17 protein-coding genes are annotated in these 20,916 nt (G+C 30.3%); 8 read left to right on the forward strand and 9 right to left on the reverse strand.

What is annotated here, in order from left to right; all coding sequences use genetic code 11:
• Positions 1 to 19: 19 nt before the first annotated feature.
• Entirely contained in the window at positions 20 to 3,394 is a 3,375-nt protein-coding gene (locus WN975_RS24245; RefSeq protein ID WP_337968716.1) for a hypothetical protein, read from the forward strand.
• Between the two features lie 85 nt (positions 3,395 to 3,479).
• Positions 3,480 to 6,965, forward strand: a complete 3,486-nt coding sequence (locus tag WN975_RS24250) for a DUF6443 domain-containing protein (protein WP_337968717.1) — start codon at positions 3,480 to 3,482, stop codon at positions 6,963 to 6,965.
• Between the two features lie 926 nt (positions 6,966 to 7,891).
• Here the strand turns inward: WN975_RS24250 and WN975_RS24255 are convergent.
• The 4 genes from WN975_RS24255 to WN975_RS24270 form a co-directional block, all read right to left on the reverse strand.
• A complete protein-coding gene (locus WN975_RS24255; protein ID WP_337968718.1) occupies positions 7,892 to 8,437 on the reverse strand; it encodes a hypothetical protein in 546 nt (181 codons plus the stop codon).
• Positions 8,438 to 9,076: 639 nt separating this feature from the next.
• Entirely contained in the window at positions 9,077 to 9,442 is a 366-nt protein-coding gene (locus WN975_RS24260) for a hypothetical protein (protein WP_337968719.1), read from the reverse strand.
• A 608-nt stretch (positions 9,443 to 10,050) separates the two neighbouring features.
• Positions 10,051 to 10,458, reverse strand: coding sequence for a hypothetical protein (locus WN975_RS24265; RefSeq protein WP_337968720.1), 408 nt, complete (start codon positions 10,456 to 10,458; stop codon positions 10,051 to 10,053).
• 21 nt (positions 10,459 to 10,479) lie between these two features.
• Positions 10,480 to 10,707 carry a helix-turn-helix domain-containing protein gene (locus WN975_RS24270; RefSeq protein WP_337968721.1) on the reverse strand — a complete coding sequence of 76 codons (228 nt, stop codon included), beginning with the start codon at positions 10,705 to 10,707 and terminating at the stop codon, positions 10,480 to 10,482.
• Between the two features lie 154 nt (positions 10,708 to 10,861).
• On the opposite strand from WN975_RS24270, the gene WN975_RS24275 reads away from it, so the two are divergent.
• Together WN975_RS24275 and WN975_RS24280 are read left to right on the forward strand one after the other, a co-directional pair.
• Positions 10,862 to 11,194, forward strand: coding sequence for a hypothetical protein (locus WN975_RS24275; RefSeq protein ID WP_337968722.1), 333 nt, complete (start codon positions 10,862 to 10,864; stop codon positions 11,192 to 11,194).
• A 203-nt stretch (positions 11,195 to 11,397) separates the two neighbouring features.
• Positions 11,398 to 12,123 carry a hypothetical protein gene (locus WN975_RS24280; RefSeq protein ID WP_337968723.1) on the forward strand — a complete coding sequence of 242 codons (726 nt, stop codon included), beginning with the start codon at positions 11,398 to 11,400 and terminating at the stop codon, positions 12,121 to 12,123.
• Between the two features lie 100 nt (positions 12,124 to 12,223).
• Here the strand turns inward: WN975_RS24280 and WN975_RS24285 are convergent, their stop codons facing one another.
• From WN975_RS24285 to WN975_RS24305, 5 genes are all read right to left on the reverse strand, one after another.
• Complete coding sequence (locus tag WN975_RS24285) at positions 12,224 to 12,778, reverse strand: porin family protein (RefSeq protein ID WP_337968724.1); 555 nt, start codon at positions 12,776 to 12,778, stop codon at positions 12,224 to 12,226.
• An 88-nt stretch (positions 12,779 to 12,866) separates the two neighbouring features.
• Complete coding sequence (locus WN975_RS24290) at positions 12,867 to 14,003, reverse strand: helix-turn-helix transcriptional regulator (RefSeq protein ID WP_337968725.1); 1,137 nt, start codon at positions 14,001 to 14,003, stop codon at positions 12,867 to 12,869.
• A gap of 343 nt (positions 14,004 to 14,346) precedes the next feature.
• Positions 14,347 to 15,339 carry a DKNYY domain-containing protein gene (locus WN975_RS24295; RefSeq protein ID WP_337968726.1) on the reverse strand — a complete coding sequence of 331 codons (993 nt, stop codon included), beginning with the start codon at positions 15,337 to 15,339 and terminating at the stop codon, positions 14,347 to 14,349.
• Between the two features lie 43 nt (positions 15,340 to 15,382).
• Positions 15,383 to 15,820 (reverse strand): hypothetical protein, encoded by a 438-nt coding sequence (locus WN975_RS24300; protein ID WP_337968727.1) that lies wholly within the window; start codon positions 15,818 to 15,820, stop codon positions 15,383 to 15,385.
• Positions 15,821 to 15,888: 68 nt separating this feature from the next.
• Positions 15,889 to 17,400 (reverse strand): hypothetical protein, encoded by a 1,512-nt coding sequence (locus tag WN975_RS24305; RefSeq protein ID WP_337968728.1) that lies wholly within the window; start codon positions 17,398 to 17,400, stop codon positions 15,889 to 15,891.
• Positions 17,401 to 17,795: 395 nt separating this feature from the next.
• On the opposite strand from WN975_RS24305, the gene WN975_RS24310 reads away from it, so the two are divergent.
• The 4 genes from WN975_RS24310 (at position 17,796) to WN975_RS24325 (ending at position 20,847) form a co-directional block, all read left to right on the forward strand.
• On the forward strand, positions 17,796 to 18,314 hold the full coding sequence (locus tag WN975_RS24310; protein ID WP_337968729.1) for a hypothetical protein: 519 nt from the start codon (positions 17,796 to 17,798) through the stop codon (positions 18,312 to 18,314).
• Between the two features lie 85 nt (positions 18,315 to 18,399).
• On the forward strand, positions 18,400 to 19,002 hold the full coding sequence (locus WN975_RS24315; protein WP_337968730.1) for a hypothetical protein: 603 nt from the start codon (positions 18,400 to 18,402) through the stop codon (positions 19,000 to 19,002).
• Positions 19,003 to 19,320: 318 nt separating this feature from the next.
• Positions 19,321 to 19,704: a hypothetical protein gene (locus WN975_RS24320; RefSeq protein WP_337968731.1), complete on the forward strand. Its 384-nt coding sequence runs from the start codon at positions 19,321 to 19,323 to the stop codon at positions 19,702 to 19,704.
• A gap of 309 nt (positions 19,705 to 20,013) precedes the next feature.
• Positions 20,014 to 20,847 (forward strand): AraC family transcriptional regulator, encoded by an 834-nt coding sequence (locus tag WN975_RS24325; protein WP_337968732.1) that lies wholly within the window; start codon positions 20,014 to 20,016, stop codon positions 20,845 to 20,847.
• Positions 20,848 to 20,916: the final 69 nt, after the last annotated feature.

Genomic DNA, 20,916 nt, shown 5'->3' on the forward strand with positions numbered 1-20,916 from the left:
ATATAATTAGAATTATAAAATGAATACAACAGCTATAAAAAGTAAGGTTAAAATCTTTTGTTGTCTGGGGATGATTTTGATCGTTTCAACAAAAGGGTTGGCACAAAATGACTTCGTTCCTAAAATTGTTCCTCCTTCACCGGAAGCCGCTTCACTGGGAAAATTTGTAGAAGTACCTGTTTCGCATTACACAGGATTGCCGAATATTTCAGTGCCGCTTTACACTATTGAATCGGGAGAGATAAACCTGCCTATTCAAGTTTCTTATCATGCACGAGGGGTTCAGGTGAGCGAAATGGCTTCTCAGGTTGGTACGGGCTGGGCTTTAAATGCAGGAGGCGTTATTACCAGACAGCAGAGAGGACCGGCAGATGAAAGTAACCATGGCTATCTGACTGAAAATTTTTACGATACCTTTTTTACAACTCAGGCAACAAGACAAAGAGTTTATGATGGGAGCACAACCGGTATAGACTCAGACAATTTGATGGATATGGAGCCGGATATTTTTATGTTTAATTTTTTGAATTTTTCAGGTAAATTTATGTTTGATCAGAAAACAAAATTACCGGTAATTCAAAAATATAGTGATTTTAAGATTGTACCTATTTATCAAACAACAGGCAATTATACCATTAAAGGCTGGATCATAACGGATAAAGATGGAATCCAATATTATTTTGGTACCTCTAAAGATGGATTAAGAACCGCTATAGACAGACCGCAATCAACTTCTTCTTTTACTTTTTTGTCTAATGGAGGTCTTCAGAATCCATCCAACAGCAGTCCGTATAACAATGCGTGGCAGTTAATGGATATTGTGACTCCAAGTAACAAACAGATTAAGTTTGAATATGCAAAAGACCAACCCAATTATTTCTCGAGAAGTTTTGACGATGGTCCTTCATCGGCTCTAAATTGCCATTTTTCCAGAATTGTTATGGACCAGTATCATATTAAGACCATTACTTTTGATAAAGGAAAAGTGGTTTTTACCAAATTCGCAACAGAAAGAGAAGATTTAAAGTCCAGCTATGCTTTACAAAAAATAGAAGTCTTTGATACAAACAATATTGTAAGGGTCAAACATACTTTTAATTATACGTATACTACCAGCGAAGATATTAATTCACTAGAATATCTAAGAACTACTGAGCCACAGGCTAAAAAAAGAATGTTTTTGGAATCCATTCTTAGTGAAGGCTCACCTTCGGGAATAACTAAAAACAAAAAACATTCTTTTGTATATGATCCTCAGGTTTTACCCAACAGGTTTTCAACAGCACAAGATGCCTGGGGGTATTACAATGCTAAAAATAATGGGCAATTTTCATCATTTTTTGAGGGTGATGACAGGAGAGTAGATACTATTGCCTCTCAGGCCGGAATGTTAAAGAAAATTATTTACCCTACCGGAGGAAGTGCTTCTTTTGAGTATGAGCACAATATCGTTATCGCGCCAAAGTTTTACAGAGAATTACTTCTGAATGCTACTTCTCCTGTTATTCATCAAGTGGCTAACGTATTTAAAGATCCAAGTTTATATAGCAACCGTGTATATACAAGAGCTTTTACTGTATATGATCCCGATCCAGGTAAAATACTTACGATAAATACGAATGTAATTTTTAGTGGTGATACATCTGGATGTAGTAAAACAGCTAATAGTGCAAGTTGTCCTTTTGACGTAGCTGTAAAATCAATAGATAGTGGACCATATACTGGTGGATCTTTCTACATTGGCAGAAGCTTTATTAGACTGAAGCCGGGAGACTATATTTTAGAGTATAAACCTAAAACAGATGCAGGTCGTGATCCCAATGATTTTGAAACTGACGCTTTCTCGGTTACTTTAAGCTGGGACCAAGAACCAATCGTAGAAGCTACAGATTATTCGAATACTATATTATTTGCAGCGGGTAAAAGAATCAAACGTATTGTTTGGGATGATAATGTGGGAGGTATAACTTCTAAAACCTACAAATATTTGGATAGTTCGGGAAAATTGTCAGGAAAATCGTTTTCCATACCCAATATGTATTATATCGAGAAAAAGTTTAATGGTATTCCGGTGGTAAACCAGATAGGAGCAACAGCAGGAAGCCCTTTGACTAATTTTCAGGGAAATGCATTGGGCTATTCTATTGTTACCGAAATTAATGGAGAAGCAGGGAATAACATTGGTAAAACCGAATATACCTTTACAATGCCGGAAGACTCAGGTGATTTTTATAAGTTCCCGTATCATTCTCCCACGGATAATGAGTGGCTACGAGGAATGCCGTTAAATATTAAATATTATTCGAATAATGCGGGTACTTATTCATTGGTTAAGACAGTTGTAAACCAATATCTTTATGGAGATGAAGCTTTTGGCCCACTTTATTTTACAGAAATGATTGATCCTGATTTGCCTTATTTGTATTTAAATCACAGAAGGAAATTTAGTTTGCCGCTTGTAATTTTTACTAAAGATGAGACTTTAACAGGTAGTGCGGCTTATGATAATCCTAATTCGTATAAAATTTTCTATACAACCGGCGGAACAGTTGATTTGTTCAGTACTGTAGAGACAGAGATTCTAAAAAACGCAAAAGAACATAAAAAGACGACGAATTATTTTTACAATTACGATTCGAATTATCAGTTAAAAAGATCGCAGACTAAATCTTCTAGTCTTGAAACCTTGGAGACAAAATATTTCTATGCCCCAGATCCTGAAATGGCAAATGAGCCCTTTAGAGCAGAAATGGTTTCTAAATTCATGATCGGTATACCTTTGGATACCCAGACCTTTAACAGTACAACGAAATTATCAGAGCAAAAAACAACTTATGAGAATAGCGCCGAGACCAGCAATTTATTAGTGCCCAAATATATTTCTTCCAATAAAGGAGCCGGTAATCTTGTTGCAACCGATAAAAAAATCACTTTTGATAAATACGATGACAAAGGAAATGTTCTGCAATACACACCCGAGGGAGGATTGCCGGTAGCAATTATCTGGGGATACAGCAGAACACAGCCTATCGCTAAAGTAGAAAATGCGACTTATGCGCAGATTTCGAGTTATGTGGCAAATCTTCAAACACTCTCAGATGCCGATAATGACAATTGCATCACAAGTACGTGTAAAGAGCAGATTTTGCGAACAGCGCTCAATACTTTTAGAACATCATTTACTCAGGGTATGGTGAGTACCTATACCTATAATCCACTTGTTGGGGTGACCAGTATTACAGATCCAAAAGGAATCTCGACTTATTATGAGTACGATTATCTTGGCCGATTGAAATTTGTAAAAGATAAAGATCAAAACGTGCTTCAGAAGTATTGTTATAATTACAAAGGACAGCAAACGGATTGTACCGATAATACTGCTCAGACATTTTAATTGCAAATCACGGCAGTGAAAGAGCAGATCTTGAGAGATCAGTTTGAGTAACTGTTATAAATTAAAAAATAAAAAAGAGAACTTGATGAAAAAATATATAGCCATAATAATTTTGTTGTTCGTTGGAATTTGGGGTGTAAAAGCCCAGACTTTCAGTGATGATAATTTTGTTTACACCGCCTCGCCTAAAAAGAAAGTACAGTCGGCGAGTTTCAATACGCTGACCAAAAATGATATGAGCCAAAGCGTGACTTATTTTGACGGACTAGGCCGTCCAATTCAGACTGCGGCCATAAATCAGGGAGGAACCAATATCGATATTGTGACTCCGGTTGAATATGATGGTTTTGGCAGACAAATAAAAGAATATTTACCTTATCCCTTAACCAATAGCACGACAACTTACTCAAGAATTGCCACAGCTACATCCATAACGAATTTAAATGGCGTTTACAACACTGCCAAATACGAAAACACAACCAATCCATTTTCAGAAAAAAGATTTGAACCCTCACCGCTTAATCGTGTCTTAGAACAAGCAGCACCCGGAAATGATTGGGCACTTAGCAATGTTAAAAAGAATACTATAAAATTAGAGTATCAAACCAACATTACCACCGATGCAGTACGATTATTTAAAGCTACAACAAGCTGGAATATTGGTACCCTTTTGTATGATATTACTTTTTCAGACGCAGGGAGTTATGCTGAAAATGAATTATATAAAACCGTAACTTTTGATGAGAATTCCGGCGTAAGCCCGGGTGAAAAATCAGGATCAACGGTAGAATTTAAAAATAAACAAGGTCAGGTGGTACTTAAAAGAACCTATGATGCAACCGTTAACCATGACACTTATTATGTTTATGACATCTACGGAAACCTGACTTATGTGATACCTCCAAAAGCAGATGCGACCATAAACTCTGCAGTTTTAGATGGTTTATGTTACCAATACAAATACGACAGCCAGAATCGTTTAGTCGAGAAAAAGTTACCGGGTAAACAATGGGAGTTTATTGTTTATGATAGATTAGACAGACCCGTGGCAACCGGACCTGCGTTTTCACCTTTTAAAGATGATACTACAGTAGGCTGGATGATCACCAAATATGACGCTTTTAGCCGGCCAATTTATACGGGTTGGAGCAGTCAGGCAGTAAGTTCGGCAATCAGAAAATCATTACAGGATACGCAAAATGCAGCGACCGTTTTGTTTGAAACCAAAGACACATCCAAGACCATCGATGGTATTGCGGCTTATTATACGAATGCCAATGCGCCAACGAGCTTCAAGTTATTAACGGTAAATTATTATGATAACTATGTTTTTCCCGGAGCCCAAACCCTGCCTTCAACCATAGAAGGACAGACTGTTTTGGCAAACGTAAAAACTATGGCAACAGGAAGCTGGATAAGAGCCGTAACAACTGCAGCATCTATTGCAGGGGAAACCAACACCCTGTTTTATGATGAATATGCCAGACCCATACAAACCTATAGTGCGAATTATCTAACAGGGTATACCATTACCAGTACTAATCTTGATTTTGCGGGGAAAACAATTTATAGCGTTACCAAACATAAACGTACCTCAGGCAGTACAGAGATGGTGATAAGAGAAGATTTTACTTACTCCCCTCAGGATCGATTACTGACCCATACCCATCAAATTAATGGAGGGGCCATACAGCTTATGGCGGCCAATACCTATGACAATCTGGGGCAATTGACGAGTAAAAATGTAGGGAATACTACGGCAAGCCCACTTCAGAAAGTTGATTTTAATTATAATATCAGAGGCTGGCTGACCGAGATTAATAAAACAGCCAATTTGCAGCAAGGCACAGATGCCAAAGATTTGTTTGCTTTTAAAGTAAGTTATAATGCTCCTCAGGCAGCAATTGCAGGAGTTACGGCTCTTTATAACGGAAACATATCCGAGACACTATGGAAAACAAGCTCTGATAATATAGACAGAGGTTATGGTTATACGTATGACAAACTCAACCGATTAAAAACTTCGATTTACGAAAAGAGCGGATTAACCACCAGTGCCTATGATGAGAACCTGACGTATGATAAAAATGGTAATATTGTGACCTTGCTCAGAAAAGGAGATATAGACCCACAGACCGGTACTATAATAATTGACAATTTAGTTTATGGTCCTGTGACAAATTCAAACCAACTGGCCAAAGTAGATGACAGTTCTAATAATACCAGCGGATTTAATGATTTGAATAAAACAGGCGATGATTATACCTATGATGGTAATGGTAATATGATCACCGACAAAAACAAAAACATTACAGATATCAAGTACAACCAACTGAATTTACCTAAGAAAATAACATTTGGCACAACAGGTACTATTGAGTATTTTTACAATGCAGCAGGACAGAAAATACAGAAAACTGTAAGCGAAACAGGAAAAACAGCAGTAGTTACAGATTATTTAGGAGGCTTTCAGTACAAAGACAATGTTTTAGAATTTTTTCCAACGGCAGAAGGTTATGTTAAAAATACACTCAATGTTCTTTCGTATGTGTTCCAGTACAAAGATCATTTAGGAAACGTACGAGTGAGTTATGCTAAAAACCCAACCACACAGCTTCTTGAAATTATTGAAGAAAACAATTATTATCCTTTTGGATTAAAACACAAAGGATATAATGATTACACGCCAAATACGAATAAGTATAAATACAACGGCAAAGAACTGCAAGACGAGCTAGGGCTTAACATGTACGACTATGGTTTTAGAAATTACGACCCTGCAATTGGAAGATGGATGAATATGGACTTAAAAACTGAAGCTTATTATCCTATATCTCCATATCAATATGTATTAAACAATCCAATAGTAAATATTGATATAAAAGGGCAATGGACCGTTACGAGGCATTACAATATGACGTATAGTTCACTTTCAGCAGCTGGGATTGGTAAAGAACAAGCTGACTTACTATCTCATTATGCTTCAGTCTATGCTGACAATCCTGGATGGCATATTGCATTAAACAATTTTTCCCATCCAACAGATATGCAAGGATATAGACCTGGAGCAGGAATAGATTATTCTGGAACTGCAAATTCTCAAGTAACTGATTATAAAAAGGGTGACAAATACAATTACAATATTTGGCATTCAATGCGTTCAGAATGGGAAGATGAGAATAATACTATATCTGCTCATGATGCAACAGAAAGAGGAATGGAATTTGGTTGGGGTAAAATTTTTGAATCTGCTAAGTTAGGAAAATTAAATGATCTTCAGAAAAATAGTAAGGGTATCAAAGCTTTTGGACAGGGTGCACACGCTTTACAGGATGCTTATGCCCATCATGGTAGAAGTGATGTAGGACCTGGTCATTTATGGAATGATAGATACGGTGATACGTCTGGTGCAAAAAGAATCTCTGATTCTGCTATTACAGTTCATAATATAATGTCTGGAAATTGGAAAGCCTTCGAGGGTAAGGAAGAGATAAGTTTTGATGCAAATGGTATGACGAAAAGTCAATTTGCAGAAGTAATGACGCAAATCAATAAATTTTTAAATCAATAATTATTATGAGAAAATTAATTTGGATTTTTAGTATATGTTTAATCATATTTTCTTTAGGAATCATTGTGATATACGGGGCGTCAGGTCACAAGTTTGATTTAAATAAGTTAGATAATCAAATCTACCTATTTTTAATTCTTTTATATTCATCATCAGCAATTACTTTGATTCTTAAACTATACAAAAAGACCTTACTAATAACAAGGATTTTAATTACTCTTTTATTCTTAGTTTTAGTCTCTTTTTTGTATTTTTTTTATGAAATATTTTCTATAAAAATAGGTGATTTGTCAGCGATAGTTCCGATATTTCTTGGTTTATCTATTGTTTTTATGAATATAAAAATCTTGATATATTTTATAAAAAACGATATTGAGGATTTACAATAAAAAATTGGTAGTGCCCCCTGCTTTCCGAAGTCTTCCTTATGAAAAACTGCGCAAATGTCTCTGACTTTGCGCAATTTTTTTTGCGTCTTAGAATTGTAAACCTGATGAAAGTCCTGATTACTTTTAGCATCTCATACAAAGATGTTTCCGGAACAAGGTCTAAGCAGGGTGTATTATTGAGAATAGACAGCTATGGCGATGAAATAAATCCATACCTGCCAGAAATACTTAATTGAAGTAATTTTAAATTAAATCTATGATTTTGTGCTCATAATCACCATACATTGTATCTATAAAATATTCATGAAGGAAATGTTGTCCTATAAATGCATTACAACTGGGACAAGTATTTGCAAGATAATTTGTATCTATTGTATATGAATGGTGTTCTTTTATCACGACATCATTATTTTGAGCAATCTTGATCTCTTCTGATGAAAATGATTCTGGACCCCTCGCTCTGCAAAGAGTTCCTTATAAAAAGCTGCGCAAATGTCTCTGAAACTAGCAAGTACACTTCGGAAAGCAAGGACTGCATTAATTTCTTTTTTTCTGTTCGATAAATAAGCGCCATAAAAATAAAATCCCAGTCGGATAGATAATCAATAAAAAACCTATATTTATTTTTGTCTGTAATACTATATAACAGATTGGAATAGCTAACAAAATGATGAAAAGAATAATTCCGTAGAACAGTCCTAATTTAGTTTGATAAATATTTGTTTTCTCTTTGATTAAATACAAACTATCTTCTTTATTATATTTTTCAATGTTATTTTTTAATTGTTCATAAAAATTCTCAAAAGATTTAAGGTTTTCAATTTCAGTTAAAATTAAAAATTTAAAGTTTGTACCCTTATTTCTATTTAAATAGAAAATTTTATATCCTGTACCATACTCACACTGGTAATTTTTAATTTCAGAAATTAAAAAAACGTATCGTCTTTCTTTAAAAAAACGATATTTTATAATTATTTCAATTTTAGTTTTATCAATAAAATTGACCAATACATTAATAATGGTTATTCCTTTTGTTAAGTAGTAAATAATAAAAAAAACGAATAAAAAAGTTAATGTAAACAAAACCTCATTATTTAAATTTATATAATGATTTGACACTATTATCGCAAATAACAAAAGTGTAAGAGCTGATGAGAATATAAATCTTGTAAATAAAAGAAAGGTGTTTGTCGTTTTAAAATTGTATGTAGACATTAGTTAAAAATTGATTTTACTAGAGTTTTTTGTTCTCCAAAGCGTCCTCAAAAAAAGCTGCGCAAATGCCTCGGGCTTTTCTTATTTATAACATAAAACTACCATTGCGAGCTATGTTTAAGAAAACAAAATTAATAACAAGATCAACTAAAATTAAGGTAGTTATTATGATTTTTGTTTTCTTGGACAGGTTATAATTTTTAACATATTCATAACTTGTATTTTTAAAAAGAAGATGAAAAAATATTATTAAAAGGACAAATAGAATAATTACATGGTATTTGTTAGTTCTCATAAAGAAAAAAGAAATCACTTCTAAATTAAGAAGAAATATTGTTGCCAATATTACGATAGGTAACATGAACCATCTATCGCCTTTGTCTTGATTAAAAAAAATATAAATTTTTGAAAAGTAAATAAATATCGGTTCAATTAGTTTTTTCATTTTTTAGGTATAATATGATTTGTAGAGTTTAAAAAATCACTTAGTTTATTCAAAAATCAGGATTAGTTATAGGTTATTTTACCTAATAATGGAATTGAGTAAATCCAATAAAAAAATAGAATTAAAATAATTATTAAAAAGACTATGATACCGCCAATTCTATTTTGTTTTTTTGACAATTTATCAAAGTTAATTACAATAGCTTTCCATTTGTTTTGATAGACAAATAAAAACCAATTGACAGCACTAACAGCAAAAGCAAATACTAAAGTTGAAAAATCTATAATTGAATTCGATGATTTAAGTGGAATATTGAAAAGATAATGATATGATATTTCTATTGCCGCATAACTCCAGATGCTTAAAGCTAACATTGTTACAGAAGCTTTCCATTCGGCTCCACCATTTAGAATATAATGAAGCTTCATAAAATCGATACAATTTATAAAAGAAGTACTGATAGGCTTTTAATAAAATCATGATTATAGTTTTAATTGTTTTGTTCAATTTTGCAAGTGGAAGTTAATACTTATATAAATACTGATATTAAGAAAAAAACCAAGCTGAAAATCATAAACCTAATCATGTATCGCCCATTATTTGCGCTATAAGTAGCGAGCAATTTTTCATATCTTTTATTATAGAGTATTAAAAAATAATTTATGATTATGGAGGGAATAAAATAGAGTATAATAGCTTCTAATTTATGATCTAAGTTTTTCATGGTATAGTTTTCAGGATATATTGAAAAAGTAAAATAATCAGGTAAAACTTTTTTAATAAAGATACTTAAGGATATAAGGATCAAGCCTAAAAATCCGGATAAGAAGATTATAGTGCTAAATTTCCAGTCTTCTTTGTTTATATTTTGAGATTTAAAAATAGTGTCAACACATATTTTATAATAAATTTTCAGCATTTCTTATTTTTTTTATAATGACAATATGATAAGCAAAATGATTCTATTTAATATCTTTTTAAAAATAACTCCTGCTGGCGTGAGCGTCTCGATCGTGCACAAGTTTTTAAAGTGTTTTTAATTATTAACACGAGGATAATTTATAATCCACTTCATACTATCCAATTCTTTTATTGAATATTCATCAACGTGGAATTTTTTATTAAAGATTATAGTATTTTCATTTTTATAAACATACTCTCTGTCTTTAACATTAAAATATACAATGTATAATGTCTTGTTATGAGAGTTTTTATTCATTTCATTTAAAATTGTACCTCTTATACCAGGAGAATCGTAAGTATTAGGTTTTATTCTGCCACCAATCGCCGGTCCATAATAAGTGTTTTCATCTCTATATTTGAGAATTACATGGTAATAGATATCTTTTGCCGAATTGTTTTTAATTTTCAGCTTATCTTTTTTATAATGACAACTGAGAATTATAAAAGTTAATGCTAAGAGAATATATTTTAGTTTGTTCATTTGTCAAAATAATATCATGGATTATATTTTTCGAAATAATTCTGAAATTTCTACATCCAAAGCTTTACTTATTCGAATAAGTTTGTCAATTCCCATAATGTGTTTGCCTAACATATACCGTCTTAACGCTTCAATATCTAAATCTGCATCATGAGCAATATGTCTTACTTTAAGTTTTTTTTCTTTTATAATTTCCCTTATATTATTTCCTACAATCTTAACAGATTCAGGTACCTCAGTTTTTCTCATTTCCTATTATTATAAGGTTGAAAAGTATAAGTAAGTAGTCAAAAAAACAGGAGCATATATGTGCAGTAAAATATGTCTGTTTTTTGTTTATATTTGCTAAGAGATACAAAGATATTTCAGTGAATAAAAAAATCAAAAAAAGACGGCGAGAATTATGGAAATAAATGAAACTAAAAAATTAGAGAATCTTAAAAATATAATTGAGAAGTATTTCAATAATTCAAAGTCAGAAAGTAAATCAGAATTTTACACGACCCAAATCAAGGTTAATTATTATGAGCTTGGTTGTGTGATTACAAATATGCTAAAAATGTGCATTTTGGCATTAGAAAATGAAGGACATATAATGTCAAGTACAAACAAAAATCCTGTAAATGTTTCGCTTATTTTAGAAATGATACTTGAAATGTTTCCTGCAAATGAATTTGATATGTTAGCCGAAATTAATGAGATGATTTTTGGATATTCGCAGCTTGTAGAGAAATAAAGATAAAATGACTTGTAATGAAAAAGAAAAGGTTTCTTATACAAAAGTTGCGTAAATGCTTCTGACTTTGTGTGTTTTTCTATTTCTTGAAAAGTTTCTCAACTTTTTATACTTAGTTTTATTTCTTTTAATGAAATCCATTAAAAATAGATTTTTTTCTATTTTTAACATTCTAATTAATTCACGCCAATATTAAAACCATTATGAAAATTACGCTCAAAATAGTACTACTATGTTTTATATTATTTTCTTGCGAGAAAACAACAAAAACAACAGACAAAACAACCAATAAAAAAGAGGTTTTAACCGAAGAGAAAGAAAATCCAGCATCTACAAAAGAAGAAATTAATGAGAATTCAAATTACGATATCAAAATTAAATTTCCGGATTTAACCATATCAATGTCAGATTATGATTTGAGTTGGGGAGATGATTCTCCAAATGATAGAATTTATGAAACCAAACAAGATACCGTTTTTTTTACTCTCAATGCAGGTTTTGATATCGAAAAACCATTTAAAATTGAAGAAACAGGATTTGATGAAATCGAATTATATGGGCAATTTGAAATAAAAATAGGAATAGAAACAAAACAAGATATTGAAGATCCACTTTGTGTTTTGGATGACTGGAAAGGTTATACTTCAAAATGGAGCAAGCTTAAAATCGATAGAACAGCTTTAAAACTTGTAAGAATTGAAGAAAAAGAAAATTATCCAATACACTTTACTGCCGAGGAGTTAAAACTTGCTGTAGAAAAACATTGCGGACCTGAATGGTCAAATGAAATCAAGAATATTGAATCAGTTGATAAAATACCATTTACATTTTTTGTGACGAAATACGTTTACAAAATCAAAGCTAAGAATAGTAAAACAAATAAAGTAATAGAAAGATATCTTGTGTTTTATTACCCTAGAAGTTGTTAGAATAGTAAAATAAAAAACTGCGCAAAGTCAGAAACATTTGCGCAGTATTAATAATAATACCTCTAAAAGCAGGTTGTAAAAGTGTTGAAATTATTAAGTTTTAGAAAAAGAAATATCCAACAGAGACTTGAAATACTCCGTTTTTATTTTTAACAGAAGAATTGTCTACATTATTAATATCAGTTAATCCCAGATTATATCTTACGCCAAAATTAAGTCCGTTTTCAAGTTTGTAACCTAAACCAAAATTAACACCAAAATCAACAGTATTAAACGATTCTTTTACGTTTACCTTTTCATTTTTGGCAGCAAGTAAAAATCCTATTTGTGGTCCGGCTTCAACGCTAAATCCTTTTGTTAGATAATATTTTCCCATTAAAGGAACGTTCAAATAACTTAAGGCAACTGTATTATCATTGAAACTATATCCTTGACCGGAATACATTAATTCAGGTTGAAAAGAAAATTTATCTGAAATGGGAATTTCTGATAAAATACCAAAATTAAATGACGTCACGACATCAATACCTTTCGTATTATCTCCGCTGATGTTTGCAAAGTTTAAGCCTCCTTTGGCACCAAAATGAATCTTTTGAGCATTAACATTTGTAAAACCTAAAACTGTAAGAACAGCTAGTAATAGCATTTTTTTCATAAAAAGTGATTTGAATTATTTGAAGCCAAAATTCACTTAAGAAAAACTATAAAAGGTTTCAAAACCTCAAAAATGGATAAATTGGTACTTATTTGCTGGTGTTTTTATATTCATTTGGTGTTTGACCGGTAACTTTTTTAAAAGCTTTATAAAAAGTTGTTTTGGAAGTAAACCCGGATTCTAATCCCATTGTCAACAAATTATAATTTTCGTATTCAGAATTTGAGATCATTTCCTTGACAGCTTCAACCCGATATTGATTGATATAATTGGCAAAGTTGTCTCCCGTTATCGTGTTTACAATTAGCGAAACATATCCGGCGCTTATGCCTAATTTTTCGGCAACTTTTTCTCGGTTTAATGTACTGTCTGTATAAATGTGCTGCTCTTTGCAAAGAAGTTCCAGTTTTTGAAAATAAAGATTATCTGCCGTGATAGCTTCCTTATATTCTTCTGGTATATTATTTTCTATAGTTTGCAAATTGCTATACGAAAGAGTTAAATCTGTATTTAGAAAATTATAGATAGCATCTTTGTTCTTGGCAAGCTTGTATTTGTAAATGCCTATATAAGCTGTCCAGTGCATTACGAATGTTGCGGATAAAGCGATGACACTCATAGTAAAAGAAATGTCTGAATGAAAAAACTGACCAACCAAATAAGTACTTAGCCAGACAATTAATAGCAAATACATGATAGTTAATAAGGTAATAACCCATTTTTTCTCTAGAGGATCTTTTAAATGCCTTATCATAAAATAAGAGTAAAAAGGTAGAAACATGACGATGGCAACGGCCATTAAAAGCTGAATCAGCCGAAGTATATTGATTAGGAATATGAAGGACTCAGGAATTTTATAAATTCCTCCTACAGTGTCAAGACAGATTGTAAAATTAAGAATACTGTTAAAGACAAATGGAATATAATACAAAGAAGTTTTTTGTCTATTTTTTACCGAATCATCAATGCGGTTTATAATAAACAGAAATGTGAAAACAGGTAATAGAAATACCCAATCGATAGCGTCTAAAAAGCATAATAAGGGATAGGATCTAAAGGCATCTTCAAGTTCAAAAACATAATTTAGTAAAACTATTGAAAGTGCAAATAATAAGCCTGCCAGATATTTATTTGATTTACTATTGAATAAGGAAGACTTTAAAATAATTAAGCCTAAGACTATTCCCTGAAAAATCGCAATATTTAAAAGTGTGGTATAAATCAATTTTTTAAAATAAAAGTTGTTTTTAAGATTTGCTTTTGGATATCGTGGTAATTAGTCCTTCTTTAAAACATAGCCTATTTCATACGGATTGATGAGACGAATTTATAGTAATACTAATAACTTTCTTAATGGATTAAGAAATGATTAACTAAAATGATTTATCAATTTGTCTCAAAAAAGGGTTCCAACTCTAGAAAGAGTTTCTTATAAAAAGCTGCGTAAATATCTGTGAATTTGTACAATATTGTTGAAACAAAAAAGCTTCAGATTTCTCTAAAGCTTTCTCGTTTTAGCGCTAACACGAAAATTCCCGAATCATTTTACAGATAATCTGAAAAGAATATTAGTGATCCAGAGATGAATTTATTCTATAAGGTATCGCATAAAGGCATCTTACCTTTTGTCCATTTTGAAGGCCGGGTTTCCATTTTGGGGATAATTTTAAAACTCTGATTAGTTCTTTTCCGGTTCCATATCCAAGATCTCTAAGGATTTTTATATCAGATAAACTTCCGTTTTTTTCAACTATAAATGTTGAGTAAATTTTTCCGCTAAGATCTTTTTCGTCTACTTTGAATTTTTTATCTACAAAATCCTGAAACTTACTTATTCCGCCTGGAAATTCTGGTTTAACATCTATACCTGCAGCGTTATATACAGTCTCTTGTACTTCATCTTCTACTTTTTCTTTTTGATAAACGACATCCCATTTGTGATTGTATGTTTTTCCTAAAAAATTATAAGACACCACATCAGAAAGTTTAACAATCCAATATCCTTTAATGTTTTTGAGCAGATAATAATTTACGTATGTATAACTGCTATTACTATTATTATCAGTGTTTTTTGCCGGAATAGCTTCTTTATAACTTATATAATCTGATACAATTTTTAGATCTTGTCTTTCAATTACTTTAAAAGTTTTAATGTATAAATAGTTTTTATCGGCTATAAAAGAACTAAAAGTTTCCGTTGAAGCCGCATCGATGCCTGGAATTCTTTGTAACCCGAGTTCTCTGGTGTAATAATATACATTGTCATTGTTTTTGTAATAATTAAACCAAAGCGAACGAAATTTATCACCATTAATATCTGTCAATTTCCCCTGGCAATAAACCTGATTTTCTTTTTTATAAAATCCATAAGCATAATTCTCTGCATCTGGAACATAGGTGTAATCATCAGTACCGCACATCAAATAGGGTTCTAACGATTTTTGCTTAGTGTAACCTTTCGGAATTTTTAAAGTATAATCTCTAATTGCCGTATTAGCTTTTTTGTTTTGACAATTTGCGATGGAACAAATGCTTAAGAATATTAAAATTATTGTTTTCATGAATTGCTTTTATTGTGTTGAATTTAGCTTGATATAATGTTTTTTAATCAAGACAATTGTAGAAACCGGTTTCCATTTTTTCTTTCAATTTTTTTACGGTTTTACGATAATATCTGGCATTAATTCTCCTGGATCTTTTACTTTCAAAAAACATTGGATAATCTATCAAAGTTGTATTTAAATTAATTTCGTAACAGTTTTTGTCGGTAACTAAAATTTTTTGAGTTTTAGAAAACATCAAAGTAACAGTTAATTCTTCGCCTTCTTTTACTTCTATTTCAAATTTACCATCATTGTCTGTTTTTGTTTTCCTTTCAGTTCCTATTACTTCAATATCAGCCTCAGCAACCGGCAAAGGAATACTTGAAAAATAGGAATTGTCAAAAACAAAACCTCTAATTAATTTGTTATTTGTCACTGATTCCTGTCCAAATGCGAGAATAGTTAAATGGCAAAATACGATACAGATAATTTTTTTCATGAATGACTTTTGATATTAATTTGGAATGTTTGAAACCTAAGTTTTGTAATGATTAATTATTTTCTAATTTAATTATCTAAGTATTCGTTTCCTTTTAAATCGAGCCATCCTTTTTGTCCGTTTGGCAATTCAAATCGGGCAAAATTCTCTTTAAAATCCTCAAGCTTTTTATATTTTATTTCTTTCCTTATCGGATAATAAGTAAATAATCCGTCATTTTCAATTAAATATTTTTGATCACTAATAGTTTTAATTGAATCTAAGTTTTTAGGCAGTTTATTATTAAATGCAATAATTTTTTCGTCTGGATTTTCCGCAATTAAATATTCAATTGTTGTCAGATTAAATTTTCCGTTTTTGAGTTTTACATAGATCATAATTGGATCTTTAATACTAAAAGCGCCTATTTCAGATTGTACTGTTATTGAAGCCATTTCGTCTAAAAATTCAACAGTTTCAAATTCATTAGAATTCAAAAGTTGCAATTCTTTTCGAAAATTTCGAACATCAGGAACAATTGAATTGATTGAAATAGAGTAAGGTTCTAAATAGAACATCCCATTTTTCTGAATGATCTTAAAATCAGCCGTCTGATCGTCAAAATAATCAGAAAAACTAACACTAAAAGGTGTGCCTTCCATATTATAATCACTCATTTTTGAATCTTTTCCGATTAGATTTATAGTTTTCAAAGAATTTCCTTCGATAATCTGCATTAAAGGAAAATGTTTTTTCAAACTAGCAGCTTTTAGATTTTGAATATTTAAATTTTGAAAAGCATAATTATAAAGATTTATTTTTCCTTTTTGATAACCTACGATGAAGAAATTATTAAAAGCAATTGAGTCAAATGATTTAGTTATAACACTTTCATTATAAATATCCTTAATTTTTAATTTCTTATTCCATAAAGTGTCAGTTTTATAGAAACCGTTGTTAATTTCTAATTTGCTTTCATTTCCAAAATATACTTCTGCAGTAGTAAAGCTTTTAAGTTTTTCTGTTTCATAATTTTTAAAAGCATCAATTAAATCCTTGTCTTTAAACAAAAAATTGACTTTCTCTTTTGTCGAAACGATAAAGCCTTCATTGTGGAAAATAATTTTGTTATTATTTCCAAAATCCAGAATACAGTAATTCAGTAAAAACTTTTTGACCGGTTTATGAGATGAATCCTTGAGAAAATCTATAGCGAAGAAATTTCTATTGTATTTGTAGAATTGATAATTATTCTCATGATTACTATTTTTAGTTATAACCTTTTTTGTTCCTAAATTTTCAAAATCAAACTTTACAATGTCTAAAGCAGAAATAGTTGCCGAATCTTTTTGAAGGTTATTTATTTCTTCCAGAGTTACATCGTCTAGTTCATATTTAGCTCCTGTAGATAAATCTTCATAATCATTTATTCGAGGTAATTTTAGATGATAATATGAATTTCCTTTTTTTATAAAAACACCTTCATTAGCATTAATAAATTGTAGCTGACCTTCTTTGATTTTAAAAACTTTTTGTCCAAAACAAACCTGAGCGAGAAGAACAAAAATGAAAAGTAATTTTTTAGAGTATTTTATAATCATCAGACAATTCAATTTTAATTAGAGAAAGATAGCATTTTTATCGAAAAAGGAACCATTGTTTTGTTTCCGGTTTCTATCTCTATAGATGATTATTTGATGTAAAAGGTTGGGATGAACAATGAAAATAAATTGTTTAATCAATATGCTTTTACATTGTTTTGAGGTAAAGTTGAAGTTTTGGTTTTTTAGATTAGATTTGTTTTGACAAGTGGCTCAAAGTCCAAGACATTTGCGGAACGCTTACAGGAACAATTCGAAGAACAGGTTCTTGCCCTGCCAGAACTCTGCAACTTTCAGTTATATTTGTTTAAGCCGAAAGAACTTAAAAGACAAATTTTAAATAATACTATTCTTAAAGATATAAGTATAATAATCGATAATCTGGAATATAAAAGATGATTAAAAATAGACTGATAATATTCTTTTTACTTTGTTTCTATTCATGTAATTCAATTAAAAATGAAGATGATTATTCAACGTTTTTATCTGAAAAATATGAAAGCGATTTTGTAAAAAAATATTCTCTTTATAATATTTACAGCAAAGCAAATGGAGATTATATTAAAAATTATACTTCGTTTTGTCATGTAGAAAAATTAAATAACGCTCTTGATTATGATATTATACAGTCATACCAAATTTATACTCTGAAAGACAATATTTATACTAGCACATTTAATTTCGAATTACTTCATTTCAAAGATGAAAAAAAAGCTGATACAATAATTAGGGAAATAGCAAGGAAAAACTGTATTGATGAGATTACTTTGAAAATTCATAGAATTTATCGAATAGGAACCAATACAGTGATATGTGTTAACTATTCTAATTTTGACATTAATGATTATGAAAATTTTTTAATTAAAGAATTTGGTAAGCCCTTAACAATTGAAGTATTGAATGCTTCTTATTAATCTTATTATCACTTAGTATTATTTTTTAACTTTTATCTTGTTTTAAATGTTTTGAATGCTCAATCATTTAAATAATAACATCTCTATGAATAGATTAAAATATAACATAATATCCCAAAAATTTGTTGCAACATATAAGGATATTCCTTTTGTAAGGACCAATTGTAAAAGTGATATAGAATATAATATCTCTGTTGAGGTTTTCGATACGGATTATATTAAGCCTTTTTTCAAAACACTTGATTTGTCTGATTTATATGCGATTCTTATTTTGGATTTGGAAGACGTTTTTCCTGATGCTAATTTGAGTTGTATTTCAAAATATAATGTTTACGATAAGAATATTGCGATCATTAAAATAGAGGCTAATTTTTTCATGAACATAAACTATAATAATAGAAATGAAGTTTCTATGCCATTTTTCTTCCGATCAAATAGTTTTGAAGAATTGAATATGAATGAGGTTTTGAATGAATGTTTATATGAAAGAGAAATTGGAAATTTCAAGAAGAGCATTTTAACAATTGATCCTTTAAAATTATTAGAAAACAAAGAGATTAGTTCAATTCTAGAATTCTACATCAATAGAACTGAAGCTTTTTTGGAGGATATTTTAAATTTAAAAGAAAATGTTCTAGATGTAAATGCAGATTACATTTCAAAAATAGAAATCAGTTTAGGATATTAAGATACAAAAGGGAAATGAACTTAGTAATTTTATATTACAACCAAACCTCCAGATTTCTCTGAAGCTTTGTCTTAATAGTGGGAAGTATCAAAAGATTTAATCAATTTGGTGATTATTTTAATGACATTTTATCTGCTTGGGCAGAAGTTCACTTTACATAGACATTTTAGAATTGTAAATTAGATTTTTATTTCAAAAGACTTAATAAATTTTAATAGAAACATTTCATATATTAGTTTGAAATAGAAGTAAGCTGATGACACAAAATTAATTTAAAAAAAACTTATTTAATTACTGTTACAAACAACCTCGAGTACAATGTATTTAATAATCTCAATTCTTTTTTCGATTTTTAATTTGAATACCCAATCGAAAGAAAAAATCTACTTTGGAAGATCACACAATTATAGTACAATTTATAGCTATAGTGTGGTTGAAATTCATATTTCTTCAGATTCGATAATGACAAGATATGATTATAGATTGCCGAATAAGAGAGAATGGAAAAACTACAAAAATTATGAGGCTAAGAAAGAAGTGCAAATAATTTCAAAAAAAGGAAAATATTATTCATTAATTAATCCTGTGAATCATTTAGAAAATGAAATGCATTGTGTGAAAATAACAGATAACAGATTAATATATTATTATATGGCTTCAGATGGAAGTTTAATAAAAGGTTTTGCGTTTAAAAGAAAATGAACTTAGAATAATTCTCTATTTGATACTTTTCTAAGAAACATCTTGAAATGAAAAAATGAGAATGTTTTCTCAAAAAATAAGCTCCAGATTTATCTGAAGCTTTGTCTTAGTAGCGGGAAGTATTCAAATATCTAACCAGATTATCTTCGATTATTACAATATTTTAGAATATGTATGTTAGCTTTTTCTCTTCTTTTTGTTTGTATAGCCCTCACATAAATGCTAAAAAGTATCAATCAAATTAAAAATCTCGTTGATAGCAAGTGAATCCAATTTTAGGCATTAGGCTCTAACTTCCAATTGCAACCTATGAAAATAAAAGTTTATTCCCCTTCAAATCCTTTACTTAAAAAATACATAGAGTGTATTTATATACTCACACATACATCTGAAGAAAAACCCGCCAAATACATAACCTTTCCATCTATTTTTACTATTGTATCAATAAGCGAAAAATCAAAAACTATTAATAAAGGAGATAAATTAATAATTGGGCAATGCGATGACAATAAGATTGAAACAAATTTGGTATCTAATTTCAACAAGCCAGTCTACGTTCAATACGAAGGTAAAATAAACGAAATTACGATCTATTTTAAGCCGTTAGCTATTAATTCATTTTTGGAGCATGAATTAAATCATTACAACAGTTCAAACTTTTCTGAATTTTTACCTTTTAAAGATTATAGAAAAGCTATGATTGAAATTCTTTCGTTGCAAAATGATACCGAAAAAATTCAAGCTTTAGAAAGTTATTGGTTATCCAAATTAATAGGGTTTCAGCATGATTTCCTTGAAACTATTTTGTCTGAAATTATTTGTGAAGAAAATGCAGCTTTAACAATCACAGAACTATGCAAAAAAAATGCTATTTCACGTACAACATTAAACAAACACTTTGGCAGACACATCTGCAAAACACCTTCTCAATTCAAAAAGATACTAAGATTTAGAAATGCAGTTAATAAATACTCATCAAATAAAGCAAGAAACAACTTAACAGATATTGCATATTGTGTTGATTATTTTGACCAGTCCCATATGATAAGAGAATTCAAATCATTGACTGGGTTCTCTCCTAAGTCTTTTTTTAAAAAAACGACTGCGCTGGAAAAAAAACAAATTCACTGGTTGTTTTTATAGTTAGGTTTACATATGTACAATTTTTCCTTTTATGATGAAAGTACTTTTGTCACTTAATCATAAAATGAT

It is taken from the genome of uncultured Flavobacterium sp., assembly GCF_951805225.1.
Taxonomy (GTDB): domain Bacteria; phylum Bacteroidota; class Bacteroidia; order Flavobacteriales; family Flavobacteriaceae; genus Flavobacterium.

What these genes read in the sequence shown, in the direction of transcription:
- WN975_RS24245 (WP_337968716.1), top strand. Translation starts at nt 20, where the DNA reads ATGAATACAACAGCTATAAAAAGTAAGGTTAAAATCTTTTGTTGTCTG.
- WN975_RS24250 (WP_337968717.1), top strand. Translation starts at nt 3,480, where the DNA reads ATGAAAAAATATATAGCCATAATAATTTTGTTGTTCGTTGGAATTTGG.
- WN975_RS24260 (WP_337968719.1), bottom strand. Translation starts at nt 9,442, where the DNA reads ATGAAGCTTCATTATATTCTAAATGGTGGAGCCGAATGGAAAGCTTCT.
- WN975_RS24265 (WP_337968720.1), bottom strand. Translation starts at nt 10,458, where the DNA reads ATGAACAAACTAAAATATATTCTCTTAGCATTAACTTTTATAATTCTC.
- WN975_RS24270 (WP_337968721.1), bottom strand. Translation starts at nt 10,707, where the DNA reads ATGAGAAAAACTGAGGTACCTGAATCTGTTAAGATTGTAGGAAATAAT.
- WN975_RS24275 (WP_337968722.1), top strand. Translation starts at nt 10,862, where the DNA reads ATGGAAATAAATGAAACTAAAAAATTAGAGAATCTTAAAAATATAATT.
- WN975_RS24280 (WP_337968723.1), top strand. Translation starts at nt 11,398, where the DNA reads ATGAAAATTACGCTCAAAATAGTACTACTATGTTTTATATTATTTTCT.
- WN975_RS24285 (WP_337968724.1), bottom strand. Translation starts at nt 12,778, where the DNA reads ATGAAAAAAATGCTATTACTAGCTGTTCTTACAGTTTTAGGTTTTACA.
- WN975_RS24295 (WP_337968726.1), bottom strand. Translation starts at nt 15,339, where the DNA reads ATGAAAACAATAATTTTAATATTCTTAAGCATTTGTTCCATCGCAAAT.
- WN975_RS24300 (WP_337968727.1), bottom strand. Translation starts at nt 15,820, where the DNA reads ATGAAAAAAATTATCTGTATCGTATTTTGCCATTTAACTATTCTCGCA.
- WN975_RS24305 (WP_337968728.1), bottom strand. Translation starts at nt 17,400, where the DNA reads ATGATTATAAAATACTCTAAAAAATTACTTTTCATTTTTGTTCTTCTC.
- WN975_RS24310 (WP_337968729.1), top strand. Translation starts at nt 17,796, where the DNA reads ATGATTAAAAATAGACTGATAATATTCTTTTTACTTTGTTTCTATTCA.
- WN975_RS24315 (WP_337968730.1), top strand. Translation starts at nt 18,400, where the DNA reads ATGAATAGATTAAAATATAACATAATATCCCAAAAATTTGTTGCAACA.
- WN975_RS24320 (WP_337968731.1), top strand. Translation starts at nt 19,321, where the DNA reads ATGTATTTAATAATCTCAATTCTTTTTTCGATTTTTAATTTGAATACC.
- WN975_RS24325 (WP_337968732.1), top strand. Translation starts at nt 20,014, where the DNA reads ATGAAAATAAAAGTTTATTCCCCTTCAAATCCTTTACTTAAAAAATAC.